At 75.6% G+C, this 15083-nt stretch carries 8 protein-coding genes; 5 read left to right on the top strand and 3 right to left on the bottom strand.

Going from position 1 to position 15083, the window contains the following annotated elements; translation table 11 throughout:
* Together ACSNOD_RS18570 and ACSNOD_RS18565 are read left to right on the top strand one after the other, a co-directional pair.
* Positions 1 to 1628 (top strand): methyltransferase (locus tag ACSNOD_RS18570; protein WP_436768088.1); only part of this gene is annotated, 1628 nt, incomplete at its 5' end.
* Between the two features lie 2 nt (positions 1629 to 1630).
* Positions 1631 to 8803, top strand: coding sequence for an SDR family oxidoreductase (locus ACSNOD_RS18565; protein WP_436768087.1), 7173 nt, complete (start codon positions 1631 to 1633; stop codon positions 8801 to 8803).
* A gap of 151 nt (positions 8804 to 8954) precedes the next feature.
* Here the strand turns inward: ACSNOD_RS18565 and ACSNOD_RS18560 are convergent, their stop codons facing one another.
* Both ACSNOD_RS18560 and ACSNOD_RS18555 read right to left on the bottom strand, forming a co-directional pair.
* Complete coding sequence (locus ACSNOD_RS18560; RefSeq protein ID WP_436768086.1) at positions 8955 to 10433, bottom strand: amino acid permease; 1479 nt, start codon at positions 10431 to 10433, stop codon at positions 8955 to 8957.
* A gap of 119 nt (positions 10434 to 10552) precedes the next feature.
* On the bottom strand, positions 10553 to 11539 hold the full coding sequence (locus ACSNOD_RS18555) for a hypothetical protein (RefSeq protein ID WP_436768085.1): 987 nt from the start codon (positions 11537 to 11539) through the stop codon (positions 10553 to 10555).
* A 499-nt stretch (positions 11540 to 12038) separates the two neighbouring features.
* Between ACSNOD_RS18555 and ACSNOD_RS18550 the strand changes: the two genes are divergently transcribed.
* Both ACSNOD_RS18550 and ACSNOD_RS18545 read left to right on the top strand, forming a co-directional pair.
* Positions 12039 to 12488 (top strand): helix-turn-helix domain-containing protein, encoded by a 450-nt coding sequence (locus ACSNOD_RS18550; RefSeq protein WP_436768084.1) that lies wholly within the window; start codon positions 12039 to 12041, stop codon positions 12486 to 12488.
* A gap of 122 nt (positions 12489 to 12610) precedes the next feature.
* Entirely contained in the window at positions 12611 to 13558 is a 948-nt protein-coding gene (locus ACSNOD_RS18545; protein ID WP_436768083.1) for a DMT family transporter, read from the top strand.
* On the opposite strand, the gene ACSNOD_RS18540 is transcribed toward ACSNOD_RS18545, so the two are convergent.
* Positions 13519 to 14373, bottom strand: a complete 855-nt coding sequence (locus ACSNOD_RS18540) for a LuxR C-terminal-related transcriptional regulator (protein WP_436768082.1) — start codon at positions 14371 to 14373, stop codon at positions 13519 to 13521. The two genes, ACSNOD_RS18545 and ACSNOD_RS18540, sit on opposite strands and share 40 nt — an antisense overlap.
* A 327-nt stretch (positions 14374 to 14700) precedes the next feature.
* Between ACSNOD_RS18540 and ACSNOD_RS18535 the strand changes: the two genes are divergently transcribed.
* Complete coding sequence (locus tag ACSNOD_RS18535; protein ID WP_436768081.1) at positions 14701 to 14946, top strand: hypothetical protein; 246 nt, start codon at positions 14701 to 14703, stop codon at positions 14944 to 14946.
* Positions 14947 to 15083 lie beyond the last annotated feature (137 nt).

Raw genomic sequence — 15083 nt, 5'->3', positions numbered from 1 at the left:
CCGCCCCCGGCCCCGGGTCCGACCCCGGCTTCGGTTCCGGCCAGGCGGCCCACGGTTCCGGCGCGGCGGCCCGCGGGCCCTTCCCCGCCGACCTGGCCCAGGAGATCCCGCGCATGGTCCAGGCCGAGGAGCGGCTCCGGCGGGAGAGCCCCCCGCTGCGGTTCCCCGCCGATCTGACCGAGCGGCTCGACCGGCTGTCCGTGGCCCATGTGTGCGCCGTGCTGCGCTCCGCCGGCATCGACACCACCCCCGGCGCCGCCTTCGACCGCCCCGGCCTCGACCGGGCCCTGGGCACCGTGCCCGGCTACCGCAAGTTCGTCGACGCCCTGCTGGCCATGCTCGCCGACGACGGGCTGCTCACCGCCGACGGCGAACGGCTGCGCTTCACCGCCGCGGCGGCCGGCGTGGCCGACCCGGACGACCTCACCCGCGAGATCCTCGCCGACCACCCCGAGGAGGCCGACGACCTGGCGTTCCTCGCCCACTGCGTCCGGCACTACCGCGAGGTGCTCGGCGGCACCACGGCCGGCACCGAGGTGCTGCTGCCCGACGGCAGCGACGACCGGCAGCGCGCCCTCATCGACCGCCGGCTCGCGTACAGCGACATCCCCGTCCACCGGCGGCTGATCGCCGAGACGGTGGCCCGGCTGGCGGCCGGCGCGGCCGGCCGCACCGTCCGCGTCCTGGAGATCGGCGCCGGCCGCGGCTATCTGACCTGGGAGGTCGCCGAGGCGCTGCGGGCGGTGCCCGGGGTCGAGTACCACGTCACCGACCTGGGCCGCTCCTTCGTCCTCGACGCCCAGCGCAGGGCCGCCGAGGAGGGGCTGACGGCCCTGGAGTTCGGCGTCCTCGACGTCACGCGCGACCCGGCGGAACAGGGCTACGCGCCCGGCACCTTCGACATCGTGCTCGCCTTCAACGTGCTGCACGCCACGCCCGATCTGCGCCGGGCGGTGCGCAACGCCGGCTCGCTGCTGGGGCCCGACGGGGTGCTCCTGCTGCTGGAGGCCTCCCGTCAGCAGCGCTGGTCGCTGATGACCACCGGCCTCTACGAGGGCTGGTGGTACTTCGACGACGATCTGCGCCGCGACTCGCCGCTCATCGCCCCCGACCGGTGGGCCGGCCTCCTGGGCGAGGAGGGGTTCGCGGACGTCACCGCCATTCCGCGCCGGGAGTCGGGCGCGGCCGCCGCCGACCACACCGTCGTGGTGGCCCGCCGCCCCTCCGCCGCCCAGGCCGGGCCGACCGCCCCGCCGGTGGCGGCCCCGGCCGCCGGGCGGTCCTTCAACCGCCGTCCCGAGCTGTCCACCCCGTACGAGCCGCCGCGCACCGACCGGGAGAAGGACGTCGTACGGCTCTGGGAGGAGGTGCTCGGCATCGACGGCATCGGCGTGCGCGACAACTTCTTCGACCTCGGCGGCGAGTCCCTGCTCGCGATGCAGCTGCTCGCCCGGCTGCGCGACGCCACCGGCACCGAACTGTCGCTGCACCGGATCTTCGACGCCCCCACCGTCGCCGAGCTGGTCCCCCTGCTCGACACCGCGGCCCCGGCGGCCGCGCCCCGCATCCGGCCCAGCGCCCGCCGCGGCCGGGCCGCCGCCGGCTCCCGCGACCAGAGGATGGAGTAGCCGTGTCCACCGCCGAGAACACCCACCCGGGGGCCGCCGCCACGGGGACCGCCGCTCCGGGGGCCGCTCCGGGGACCGCCGCTCCGGGGTCCACGGCCACCGCCCCGGCGGCGGACCCCGCGCGGGAGCCCGGCGCGCTCCTCTTCCCCGCCTCCTACGCCCAGCAGCGCATGTGGTTCTTCCACCGCCTGGACCGGGGCAACCCGTACTACAACATCCCGCTCGCGCTGCGGCTGACGGGCCGGGTGGACCGGGCCGCCCTGGCCGCCGCGCTCGACGACGTCGTGGCGCGCCATGAGGTGCTGCGCACCACCTTCACCGAGGTCGACGGCGAACCGGTGCAGGTGGTGGCGCCCACGGGGACCGCCGCGCTGGAGGTGCACGAACTCCACGCCCCTTCGCGCGAGTTGCCTCTGAAAGCCGATGGTGACGCGCTGAGCGCCGAGGAGCGGGACTGGGCCCAGGAGTGGGTGGCCCGCCCCTTCGACCTCGGCGCGGGGCCGCTGATCCGCGCGGCGCTGGCCCGCACCGCCGAGGACCGGCACCTGCTGCTGCTCTGCCTCCACCACATCGTCACCGATGGCTGGTCCCTCAATGTCCTCACCCGCGAGCTCGCCGCCCGCTACCGGGAGCGGCTGACCGGGGAGCCGGCCCGGCTGCCCGAACTGGAGATCCAGTACGCGGACTTCGCCGAGTGGCAGCGCGACCGCCTCGGCGGCGCCGAGCTGGAGCGCCGGCTCGCCCACTGGCGCCGGCAGCTCCGCGGCGATCTGCCGGTGCTCCGGATGCCGACCGACCGGCCCCGGCCCGAGGTGCAGTCCTTCCTCGGCGCCCGGATCGACTTCGCCCTGCCCGACGACCTCACGGCGGCGCTGCGCGCCTGCGGCCGGCGCCACGGCGCGACGCTGTTCATGACCATGCTGGCGGGCGTGGCCACGCTGCTGCACCGCTGGTCCGGCCAGGACGACATCCTCATCGGCTCGCCCATCGCCGGCCGCGACCAGGCGGAGACCGAGCCGCTGATGGGCCTGTTCGTCAACACGCTGGCGCTGCGCACCGATCTGTCGGGCGACCCGTCCTTCGCCGAACTGCTCGGCCGGGCGAGCGCGGTGTGCGCCGCCGCCTACGCCCACCAGGACGTGCCGCTCGACAAGCTGGTGGAGGACCTGCAGCCCGAGCGCGACCCCGGCCGCAACCCCCTGTTCCAGGTGCTGTTCGCGCTCCAGAACCCGCCGCGCCTGGACTTCGAGCTGCCCGGGGCGAGCCTGCGCGCCGTGCCGCTGCCCCGCCACTCCACCCGCTTCGACCTGGAGTTCCACCTCTGGGAGGAGCCGGAGACGGGCGCCCTGCGGGGCGCCGTGGTGCACAGCACCGATCTGTTCGACACGGCGACCGCGGAGCGGATGATCGGCCAGCTGCGCCGGCTGCTCACCGAGGCCGTACGCGATCCCGAACGGCCGGTGGCGGAACTGCCCCTGGGGGACGCGGCCGCACCCGAAGCCGAGGACGATGCCGCGCACGACGGTCCCGGGGGCGGGATCAGCGCCGCCGGCCTCGGGGCGTCGATCCCCGCGGCCTTCGCCCGGCAGGCCCGCCGCACCCCCGACGCCCCCGCCGTCACCGGCCCCGGCGCCCCCCTCGGCTACGCGGCGCTCGCCGAGCGCGTCCACCTGATGGCCCGTCACCTGCGGGAGCGCGGCATCGGCCCCGGCCGGCGCGTCGGGCTGCGCCAGGCGCCCGGGGCCGACCGCGTGGCGAGCACCCTGGCGGTGCTCGCGCTCGGTGCCGTCTGCGTCCCCGTCGACCCGGCGCTGCCCGAGGAGCCGGCCCGGCGGTGGCTCACCGAGGCGGGCGTCCACCACGTGCTGACCGACGCCGCAGTGCAGGGCGACGCCGCCGGGCCGGCCGACGCCGCCCTGCCGGACGGCGTACGACTCCTCCGCCTGGCGGATCTCCTCGGCGCCGGCGGCCCGTTCGACGGTGACGCCGCGCCGGGCGCAGCGGGCCCTGGCCGGGCCGCGCCGGGTGGCCCGCTCGTCGACGGCGGAGCCGTCCCGGCCGCGGCGGACCCCGCGTTCGTCGTCCACGCGGCCGACGGCCCGGTGGTCCACCGCCACGCGGACGTCCTCGCCGCCGTCCAATGGCTTCAGTCCCTCGTCGCCCTGGGGCCCGGCGACACCGTGCCCCTCACGGCCCCCGCCCACCTCACCCCGGCGGTCCACGCGCTGCTGTGGCCCCTGCTGACCGGCGCCGCCGTGTGTCCGCTGCCCGACGGCGATCCCGCGCTCCTCGGCCCGGCGTTCGACCGCCACGCCGTCACCGTTGCGCTGCTGCCCCCGACCGCGCTGGACGCCCTGACCGCGCACGCCGCGCCGGCCACCGACACAGCGTCGGCCACCGGCACAGCGCCGGCGACCGGCACCGCGGCGGCCGCCCCCCTCGCGCGGCTGCGGGCCGTCCTCGTCGACGGAGGGGCCCTCACCGCCCGCCTCGCCGACCGGTTCCTGGCCGTGAGCGCCGCCGAGCTGCACGCCCTGCGCTCGCTGCCCGAGGCCGGCGGCTACCTCACCGCCGAGCGCCGCCGCCCCGGGCAGCCGGACGGGGACCCGGCCGCCGGACGGCCCGGCAACCTCCGGCCGCTGGTGCTCGACGCGGCCGGCGCGCCCCTGCCCTACGGCGTGCCCGGCCGGCTGGCCGTCCGGCCCCCCGGCGGCGGTGCGCCCGTGCCCACGGCGTGGCGCGGGCGCCGGCTCCCCGACGGCCGGCTCGCCGTCGACGAGACGCCGGGGGAGGACGCCGCCCACCGGCTGCGGATCGACGGGTACGAGGTCCGCCCCGCCGAGATCGAGAACGCGCTGCTCGCCGACGGTTCGGTCACCGACTGCGCCGTGCTGCCCCGGGTGACCACCGGCGGCGTCGAGCAACTGGTCGCGTATGTCGTGCCGGCCGGTGCCCACTCCGCCGAGCGGCTGCGCGCCCAGGCGGGCGCCCTGCTGCCGCCGGCGCTGGTCCCCGCCTCGTTCGTCGCGGTGAGCTCCCTGCCGCGCACCCGGGGCGGGCGGGTCGACACCGCGGCGCTCACCGCGCTGCCGGTGCCGGACGAGGAGCTGGCGGCCCGCTGGGAGCGGGCGCTGGCCGGGGCGCCCGGCGTGCGGGAGGTCGCCGTACTCGTCGAGGAGGCCGCCGCGGAGGACGAACAGCGGGTGCACGTCGGCTCCCTCACCGCCGCGCCCCGCCCGGCCCCGGCGCCGGGCCAGGACGGCTCAGGCGGCGACCGCCCGCGTACGGAGGGCGCACGCGCGGACGGCTCACCGGCGGGCCCCGCGGGCTCGGATCGCTCAAGCACCGACCGTGGCCCGCTCTGCGCCGTCGGCGACCCCGCGCGCCCGGCCGTCGCCACCGGCCCCCCGCTGCCCGACCCGGGCGTGGCCACCCTGACCGAGGCGCTGCTGCGCACCGCCGCCCGCGGTGGCGGCGGCATCGTCCACCTCGGCGGCGCCGGCGGCGAACGGCACGTCGGCTACGCGGAGCTGGCCGACGAGGCCGCCCGGGTGCTGCGCGGGCTGCGCGGCCTGGGCCTCGTCCCCGGCGACAAGGCCCTCCTCCAGTGCCCCGACAACCACGACTTCCTCGTCGCCTTCTGGGCCTGCGTGCTGGGCGGCTTCGTGCCCGTCCCGCTGGCGCCCGCCCCCACCTACGCCGAGGACAACGCGGCCGTCGAACGGCTCGCCGGCGCCTGGGAGATGCTCGGCCGGCCCCTGGTGCTCACCGACGCCGCCACGGCCCGGGGCCTGCGCGGGCTCGGCGAGCGCCGCGGCTGGGCCGGCCCGCGCCTGGGCGTCCTGGACGAGCTGCGCGCCCACGAACCCGACGGCGCCCCGCACCCCGCCTCCCCCGACGACATCGCCCTGCTGCTGCTCACCTCCGGGAGCACCGGCCGGCCCAAGGCCGTGGTGCAGCGCCACCGCAATGTGCTGGCCCGCTGCGCCGCCACCGCCGCCGCCAACGGCTTCGGCCCCGACGAGGTGTCGTTCAACTGGATGCCGCTGGACCACGTCGGCGGCGTGGTGATGTTCCACGTGCGCGACGTCCACCTCGGCTGCCGGCAGATCCACGCCCCCACCCCGTGGGTCCTGGAGGACCCGCTGCGCTGGCCGGAGACCGTCCACCGGCACCGGGTCACCCTCACCTGGGCGCCCAACTTCGCCTACGGCCTCGTCAACGACCGTGCCGCCGAGGCCGCCGGCCGCGGCTGGGACCTGTCCTGCCTGCGGTTCGTCCAGAACGCGGGCGAGGCCATCATGCCCCGGGTCGCCCGGCGGTTCCTCCAGGTGCTGGCGCCCTTCGGACTGCCGGGCACGGCGATGCGCCCCTCCTGGGGCATGTCCGAGACCTGCTCGGCCGTCACCTACTCCGACGCCTTCACCCTGGCGTCGACCGGCGACGACGACGCCTTCACCGATGTGGGCCGGCCCACCCCCGGCACCGTGCTGCGGATCGTGGACGAGGCGGGGGAGACCGTACCCGAGGGCGTGCCCGGGCGGCTGCTCGTCAAGGGCCCCAGCGTCACCTCCGGCTACTACGACAACGAGGAGCAGAACCGGGAGGCGTTCACCCCCGACGGCTGGTTCGAGACCGGCGACCTCGGGGTGATCCGCGACGGCGGCCTCACCATCACCGGCCGCGCCAAGGACGTCCTGATCATCAACGGCGTCAACCACTACTGCCACGAGATCGAGTCGGTGGTGGAGGAGCTGGACCGGGTGGAGAACTCCTGGACGGCCGCCTGCGCCGTACGGGACGCCGACGGCACCACCGACGGGCTGGCGCTCTTCTTCCACCCGGCCCCCGGAGCCGACGAGGCCGAGGCCGCGCGCGAGGTCCGCGCGCACGTGGTGCGCCGCCTCGGGCTCAACCCGCGCCACGTCCTGCCCGTCGAGCGGGCCGACATCCCCAAGACCGAGATCGGCAAGATCCAGCGGGCCCGGCTCCGGGAGCGCTTCCAGAGCGGCGGCTTCGACGAGGCCGTGGCCCGGATCGACCTGCTGCTGGGCAACGAGCGGACGCTGCCGAACTGGTTCCACGAGCGGGTCTGGCGGCCCGCCCGGCCGCTGCCCGACACGGCGGCCGCCCAGGACGCGCCGGTGCTGGTGATAGCCGACACCGAGGGGCTGGCCGACCGGCTCGTCGACGAGCTCACCGCACGGGGCCGGCGCTGGGCCCGGGTGGACGCCGGCGAGCGGTTCGAGCCATCGGGTCCGGGCCGCTACCGTCTCCGCCGCGACGCGGCCGAGGACTGGGCGCGGCTGCTGGAGGCCCTCGCCGCCGAGGAGTTCCCCGTCCGGCACATCGCGCACCTCGCCACCTGGGCGCCGCCCGCCGAGCCGGCGGCCGCCCGCACTCCGGAGCACCCCGTCGCCCCCGACACGGCGGGGCTGATCCACCTGGTCCAGGCGCTCGCCGCGCACCGCGCCGACGGCCACGCGGTGACGCTGCGGGTCGTCGGGCGCCATACGCAGCAGGTCCGCCCGGACGACGTGCTCGACTGCGACCGGGCCGCGCTGCTCGGACTGCTCGTCGGCCTCGGCCAGGAGGCGCCCTGGCTGCGCTGCTCCCACCTGGACCTGCCGGAGGGGCCGCCCGCCCGCCAGCTGCCGCACCTGCTGGCCGAACTGGCCGCCCGGCGGGGCGAGGCGGAGGCCGCCGTGCGCGACGGCGAGCGGCTGGTGCCCCGGCTGGCCCCGCTGCCGCCCGCGCCGGCCGGCCACCCGGGAGAGCAGGGTGGCTCGGGAGAGCCGGGCCGCCCCGGGCAGCAGCGTGGCTCGGGAGAGCCCGAGCCGGGCAGCCCCTTCCGCCGCGGCGGCCTCTATGTCGTCACCGGCGGCCTGGGCGGCCTCGGCGCCGAGATCGGCACGCACCTCCTCGACGCCCATGACGCCCGGCTGCTCGTCCTCGGCCGCACCCCGCTGCCGCCGGAGGAGGAGTGGGAGCGGCACATCGCGGCGGACGACGCCCTGGGCCGGCGGCTGACGGCGTACCGCGCCCTGCGCGCCCGGAGCGAGCACGTCCTGTACGCCGTGGCCGACGTCTGCCGCCCGGACCAGGTGGACGCGGCCCTGCGGCAGGCGGAGGAGCGCTGGTCACGCCGCCCCTCGGGCGTGTTCCACCTGGCCGGCACCTTCCGCCGGCGGCCCGTACTGGAACAGTCGGTGGCCGAGTTCGCGGAGGTGCTGGCGCCCAAGGCGGTCGGCGCGCGGGTGCTGCTGGACGCCCTGGCGGACGTGCCGGACGCCCTGTTCGTGGCGTTCTCCTCGGTCAACGGCACCTTCGGCGGCGCCATGGTCGGCGCCTACGCGGCGGCCAACGCCCATCTCGACGCGCTCGTCCGCGACCGGCACCGTGAGCGCGGCGGGCGCGCGCACAGCCTGGCCTGGAGCCTGTGGGACGAGATCGGCATGAGCCGGGGCCAGGGGCTCGCCGAGCCCGGCCGGGCACGCGGCTACCGCCCGATCGGGCGCGCCGAGGGGCTGCGGTCGTGCCTGTACGCGCTGCGCCGCGGCCGCCCGCACCTGCTGATCGGGCTCGACCCGGCCAAGCCCGGGATACGCGCCCGGCTCGACGCCCCCGCCCGGCCCGTCGAGCGGCTGGTCGCGTACGCGGCGACGGCCGACGGCGGCCGGCCGCCCGTGCCGGCCGGGGACGCGGCGCCGACCGACCGCTACGGCACCCCCGCCGCCTGCGAGACGGTGGTGCTCGACGCCCTGCCGCGCACCCCCGAGGGGGCCGTGGACCGGGCGGCGCTGCGCGGGACCGGCCGGGCCGGCGGCGACGAGGGCGCCCCGGTCGGGAGGACCCAGCAGCTGGTCGCCTCCGTCTGGTGCGAGGTGCTCGACCTCGACCGGGTCGGGCCCGGTCAGAACTTCTTCGACCTGGGCGGGCACTCCCTCCAACTGGCCCGGGTGCACGGCCTGCTGGAGCGCGCCCTGGGGCGGGAGTTCTCCATGGTCGAGCTGTTCCGCCACCCCACCGTCGCGGCGCTCGCCGCCCATCTGGACGGCGGCGCCGAGGCGGAGGAGGCCGAGCAGCGGGTGGGCCCGCGCTCGGGCCGCGAGCGGGCCGAGCGCCGGCAGGCCGCCGCCCGGGGCCGCCGCCGCGATCGGCGGGACCGGTCCTGACGACGGCTCCCCGGCCGCCGCGCCGACCGGGTCCCCGGCCGGCCGGCGCGGCGCCCGTCACCGGCAGGCCACCGGCGGTGGCCGGCCGGGGCCTACCAGCGCTGGGCGTCCACCGGCCGGTGCGCGGTGCCGCCCCGCTGAGAACAGGCTCTTACCGGGGGTGGTCCGGGTTGAGGAACCATCTGCGGGCCGAGGCCAGCCACCAGACGCCCGCGAAGCCCAGCACGGCGACGACCGCGATCGGCGCGTAGTTGAACGTCTCGACCGTCACCGGGTGCACCTGCGGCAGCATGAAGAGCACGGTGATCACGGCCACCCAGGCGACCGACACGATCCCGATGGGCCTGGAGAACCGGCCGAGGTGCCAGGGGCCGCGCTCGAAGGCGTCGCCCTTGCGCAGCCGCAGATAGGTGGGGATGACATAGGCGATGTAGAGGCCGATGGTGGCGATGGAGGTCACGGCCGCGTAGGCGGTGGTGTTGATCAGATACGGCAGGCCGAGGACGAACGCGCCGCCCGCGGCGAGCCAGACGGCGTTGGTGGGCGTGCGCGTGCCGGGGTTGATCCGGTGCCACACCCGGGAGAACGGCAGCGCGCCGTCCCGGGAGAAGGCGTAGATCATGCGGGAGTTGGCGGTCACCGAGGCCATGCCGCAGAAGAGCTGGGCGACGATGACGATCAGCAGCAGCGCCTTGCCGCCGGCCGCGCCGAGCGCGTCCATGAAGATCTGGGCCGGCGGCACCCCGGTGGCCGAGCCCACCGCCCCGTCGTAGCTCTGGATGGCGTAGGTCAGTCCGGCCAGCAGCACGAAGCCGGCGATCCAGGAGACCCAGATGGAGCGGACGATGCCCCGGGGGCCGGCCACGGCCGCGTCATTGGTCTCCTCGGTCATATGGGCCGAGGCGTCGTAGCCGGTGAAGGTGTACTGGGCCATCAGCAGCGCGATCAGGCCCACATAGAGACCGGAGGTCCAGCCGGTCTGGTTGACGAACTCGCCGAAGACGAACGAGGTCGACTGGTGGCGGTCCGGCACCAGCGCCAGCACCCCGACGATCACGGTGACCCCCAGCAGGTGCCACCACACGCTGACGCTGTTGAGCAGCGCCACCAGCCGGACGCCGAAGGTGTTCAGCAGGGCGTGCAGCAGCAGGATCGCACCGAAGAGGATCATGGTGTGGCCGGGGGTGGCCGCGTAGCCGAACTGGAGGTCCAGATAGGCGTTGAGGAAGGAGGCGGCGCCGAAGTCGATGCCGGCGGTGACGGCCACCTGCCCCAGCACGTTGAACCAGCCCGTGAACCACGCCCAGGCCGCGCGGCTGCGCGCCGGGGCCATGCGATGGGCCCAGAAGTACAGCCCCGCGGAGGTCGGGTAGGAGGAGCAGACCTCGGCCATCGCGAGGCCCACCAGCAGGGTCATCGCGCCGACCGCGATCCAGCCCCAGGTCAGCATGGCGGGGCCGCCGGTCCTGAGCCCGTACCCGTACAGGGTCATACAGCCCGAGAGGACCGAGATGATGGTGAAGGAGACCGCGAAGTTGGCGAACCCGGACATCTTTCTGGCGAGCACCTGGGTGTAGCCGAGTTGCTGCAGTCTCTCCTCGTCGGAGACGCTGGGGACATCGAGCGGCACGGGGGACTCTCCTCGTAGGCGGTTGTGGGTAGGCGGTGGGGAATCGCGGGGAGCGGTCGCGGGCGGTCACCCGCGGCGCGGGGCGTCGGCCGGCGCAGTGCCTCGGCCGGCACCGGGCCTCAGCCGGGGCGGGGCCGCCGCGGGGTGATCGCGCGCAGCGCCCAGTCGCGGTGGCGGAGGAAGAGCTGCCGCGGGTCCCCGCAGTAGGCCCACGGCAGATCGGCGGCGTACGGGCCGATCGCCTCGAACACCTCGTACGCCTCGGCGTGCCGGCCGGCGAACGACAGCGCGTGCGCCAGGTAGTTGGCGTCGTCCATGAACTGGGCGTGCGGCCGGGGCGAGCGGAAACGCCACCAGCCCGCCAGCACCCGGTCGATGGCCGGGCAGTCGAGCCAGGGGTGGATGGTCAGGCCGTAGCCGGAGGCGTCCGTCTCCAGCCGGTGCCGGTGGGACTCGGCGAGCGCGACCAGCGGCAGGACGGCGATGGGCAGCCCCCGCGGGGCGGTCTCGGCCCGGTCCTGGGCCCAGTGGAACATCTCCCCGCCCGAGCCGTGGTGGCGCTCGAAGAGATAGGTGAGCACCTCGTGGTGGCCCTCCCGGTTGTACGGGTCCCGGGCCACCACCTCGGCCCAGACGTTCTGGAGCACCGACCGGTCGGGGGCGTGGACCCGCAGCAGCGCGAGCATCACCACCCAGGGCGAGGGGTCGGCCGGGTTGGCGTCGGCGGCGGCCAGACAGGTGCCCCACGCCTGCTCCATCAGCTCGCGGCCCTCGCCCCGGCCGGCCAGCATCGAGCGGACCGCCCGCACATGGGCGAGCATCGCCAGCGCGTCCGCGGAGGCCGGTTCCGCGCGGGCCCAGGTGTCCGCGAACCGCAGCCGGGCGCCCGTGCGCGCGAGGACCTGGAGACGGAAGATCCGCCGGTCCCAGTCCCGGCCGGTGGCGGCCACCAGATCGCGCGGACCCTCCCAGCGGCCCATGGCGGCGTCCTCCAGAACGGCGCGCAGGGGCGTGTCGTCCCGCGCGGGGTGCCGGTCGAGCGCGTCGTCCGCGGGCCGGGGGGAGCGGTTCCACCACGGGCCGCGGCGGCTGCGCCGGTGCTCCATCGCTGTGCGTCCTTTCCCGCCCGTGGCTTCCGGGCGGCGCCTGCGGCGCCCGGCGGACCGTCGAACGGCCTGCTCACGGGCTGCGCGTGGTCGTGCCGGACTGCCTCGGTCGTACGGGGGCCCGCGGGGTGCGGGGACTCGCGGTCGTACGGGGGTGCGCCGTCGTGCGGGACTCGTGGTGGTACCGGTCGTACGGGGCTCTCGCGGTCGTACGGGGTTCTCACGGTCGTACGGGGATGCGCCGTCGTGCGGGGACTCGCGGACGTGCGGGGGACTCGCGGTCGTACAGCCATCACGGTCGTGCCGGTGGTACGGGGACGCGCGGTCGTGCTCACGCTGCGGGTGCGACTGCCGTGACGGAAAGCGACCCGAGTTTGCGGTGCGGTGCCGGAGTCTAGACGTGACGCGGCTAACACTGTCAACCTCTGGTTGACCAAAGGCGGTTCGGGGTCATGAGGGCAGGCGCCGGACCGAGCGCCATGGGGTGGAGGTGGGAGGCGTGTCCACTGCCGAGGCAGGCCCGACGCTGGCCGACCGGCTGAACAGGTTGTTCGACGCCGTACGCCCGGAGGGCCCGCGCGGCCGCCGGTACACCAACGAGGACGTGGCCGCCGCCGTCAAGCGGGACAACCCGGGGGTGCGGGTCGGGCGCGCCTATCTGTCCGCCCTGCGCACGGGCAGCAAGCGCAACCCGTCCACCGAACTGCTGGTGGCGCTGGCCCGCTTCTTCGGGGTGCCACCCTCCTACTTCCTCGACGGGGGCGCGGCCGACGGCGCCGGCCCGGAGCTCGAACTCGCCCGGGTCGCCCACCACCTTCCGGTCAGAAACCTCGCGCTGCGCGCCCTGGAGCTGTCGCCCGAGGGGCTCGCCGCGGTCGCCCGGCTCGTCGAGGACGTGCTGGCGAGGGACGGCGGCCCGCCGCCCGACGGCGTCGCCGGCGACCCCTGAATCCGCCCCTCCGGAACCGGCGCGATCCAGCCACGCGCATAACCGGATAGAACCGGACGAGCCCCGGCGCGCTCGCCGCGCGGGATCTATGCGGGCCGTAATGGGTGTCGTACGTTTCCGCCATGGATCAATCGACTGAACGTTCAAGCGTCGATCGCCGGGCGCTGATCGCGGCCGCCGTCACCGTGGTGCTCTGGGCATCGGCGTTCGTCTCCATCCGCGACTCGGCGGACCACTTCGGGCCCGGGGGACTGGCGTTGGGTCGTCTGCTCGCCGGCTCCCTCGCGCTCGGCGCCGTGCTGCTGATACGCCGCGAGGGGTGGCCGCCGCGCGGGGCCTGGCCGGGCATCGCGATCTCGGGGGTGCTCTGGTTCGGGCTGTACATGGTCGGGCTCAACTGGGGCGAGCGCCATGTGGACGCCGGCACCGCGGCCATGGTCGTCAACGTGGGCCCCATGGTGATCGCGCTGCTCGGCGGCTGGCTGCTGAAGGAGGGCTTCCCGCCCATGCTGCTGGCGGGCATGGCCGTGTCGTTCGCCGGCGCGGTCGTGGTCGGTGTCTCGATGTCCGACGGCGGGGCGTCGTCCCTGCTCGGGGTGGGCCTGTGCCTGCTGGCGGCGGTGGCCTACGGCGGGGGCGTCGTGGCCCAGAAGCCGGCCCTGCGGCACGCCTCGGCCCTCCAGGTCACCACCTTCGGCTGCTTCGTCGGCACCGCCGCGTGCCTGCCGTTCACCGGGCAACTGGTGTCGGATGTCGCCGTCGCGCCGCTGGGGGCCACCCTGAACGTCGTCTACCTCGGGCTGTTCCCGACCGCCCTGGCCTTCAGCACCTGGGCGTACGCCCTGGCCCGCACCACGGCGGGGAAGATGGGCGCGACGACGTACGCGGTGCCCGCGTTGGTGGTGGTGATGTCCTGGGCCTATCTGGGCGAAGTGCCCGGCTGGCTCACCCTGTTCGGCGGTCTGCTCTGCCTGGCCGGAGTCGCCGTCTCACGGCGGCGCCCCCGCTCCCGGCCGGCCGCCGCCGCCCCCTACAGCACCAGCGTGGTCTCGTCCCGCCCCAGCAAATAGCCGAGGTGCAGGCGATTACGGGCGCCCAACTCCTGTTTGATCGCCGCCACATGCGCCTGGAGGGACCGTTCGCTGATTCCCAGTCGCCGCGCTATGAGTTTGTCCGAATGTCCCTCCACGAGCAGCCGCCGGATCGACTCGCGGATCGCCGGCATTACCTCTCCGGCCGCTTGCGCGGCATGCCGCGGAATGAACGGGAACGGCCTGGCGCGATCCCAGGAACGCTCGAAGGTGTCGTGCAGGAATCGCACCACCGCGGGCTCGGTGACGGCAAGGGCCACGGTGCGGTCAGCCTGTGCCGGAATGAACGCGATCGTGGCGTCGATGACGATGAGCCGTTCGAAGAACTCCTCCAGTGTGCGCACCTGGACGCCGTACTCGGTGACCTGTCGGACATAGTCCTTGGTGGCCTCGTCGAAACGCGTGCTGTGCTGATAGAGGGTCCGCATCGCGACCCCGCCGGTGATTTGCCGCCGCACCGCCGCCAGCGCCCCCTCCAGCACCGAGCTCGGCCGCGGCCCGTCCGGCTGGGCGGTCAGGATCTCGCCGTGCGCCCGGTCGAGCGCGGCCGCGATGGCGTCGTTGATCTCCGTGATGCCCTGGAGATAGGTGATGGTCGAAGCCCCGGGCGAACCGGGCGAAGCCGCCTGATCCGCGACCCGATCGGCCTCCTCCAGGGCCAGCCGCGACAGATCGGCCAGTCTCTCCGCGAACCCCCGCAGCGCCGGCCCGGCCCCCGCCGGCCGCCATGTCGGCGCCGCTTCCCGAACGGCCGCCGAGCCCGTCATCGCGTCGTCCGAGGGCTCCGATGACATGTTCATTCTGTCCGTTTCGTCCAGTGTTCACGTGAAAAGGACCCCCGAGATTCACGCAGTGCGAAAACCCGAACCATCATAGATCTTTTTCAACCACCGGGAACAGAGGGAGAGTTGGGGCCGCAAGGAGAACGGAACTCCCCGGTGTCGCGACGCAATCGCCCGCCGGTGCTCCGGGGGAACGCCACCGGGGCCCGACAGGCAATCGCGGGCGGCATCGCACAAGCCGCCGCGGCGGCTTTCCGGAAACTACCTTCGCGGCCGCGTCCATAAACCCTCGGGGTTTTACCGAGTGGGGCACGGCTGCCGACCGAGAGGTGAAATCTCATGCAGCGCAGTGCATCGGCAAGCAGTGGTTCCGGCTCTCTCCACCGTAAATTCATCCCGGCCGCGGCCGCGGTTCTCGGCGCGTTCGTCCTGACGCTGGGCGGCGCCGGCCAGGCCGCCGCGGCGGTCACGGCGAAGGCGTCCCCCGCCGACGTCGGCTGGAACGCCGCCGACCCCGACGTCGGGTGGAACGCGGCCGGCTCCGACGTGGGCTGGAACGCGGGCGGCTCCGGGAGCCGGGGCTGACGGTCGGCGCACCGGAAGAGCGGAGCGTTCCCGTGCCCGTATCGCCCTGGTTCCTGACGGCCGATCCCGTCCCGGCCGAAGTCCTCGTCCCGGCCGATGTCCCCGCCCCGCCCCGAGCCCCCGCCGCGGCGACGGCC

It is taken from the genome of Streptomyces sp. URMC 123, assembly GCF_051386515.1.
Classification (GTDB): domain Bacteria; phylum Actinomycetota; class Actinomycetes; order Streptomycetales; family Streptomycetaceae; genus Streptomyces.
Note: the sequence above shows the minus strand (reverse complement) of the source record. Positions and strands in the feature narration are given on the sequence as shown.

Bases quoted from the DNA above. Each gene is read 5' to 3' on its own strand.
- ACSNOD_RS18535 (WP_436768081.1), top strand. From the start codon at position 14,701: ATGCAGCGCAGTGCATCGGCAAGCAGTGGTTCCGGCTCTCTCCACCGT.
- ACSNOD_RS18545 (WP_436768083.1), top strand. From the start codon at position 12,611: ATGGATCAATCGACTGAACGTTCAAGCGTCGATCGCCGGGCGCTGATC.
- ACSNOD_RS18540 (WP_436768082.1), bottom strand. From the start codon at position 14,373: ATGTCATCGGAGCCCTCGGACGACGCGATGACGGGCTCGGCGGCCGTT.
- ACSNOD_RS18555 (WP_436768085.1), bottom strand. From the start codon at position 11,539: ATGGAGCACCGGCGCAGCCGCCGCGGCCCGTGGTGGAACCGCTCCCCC.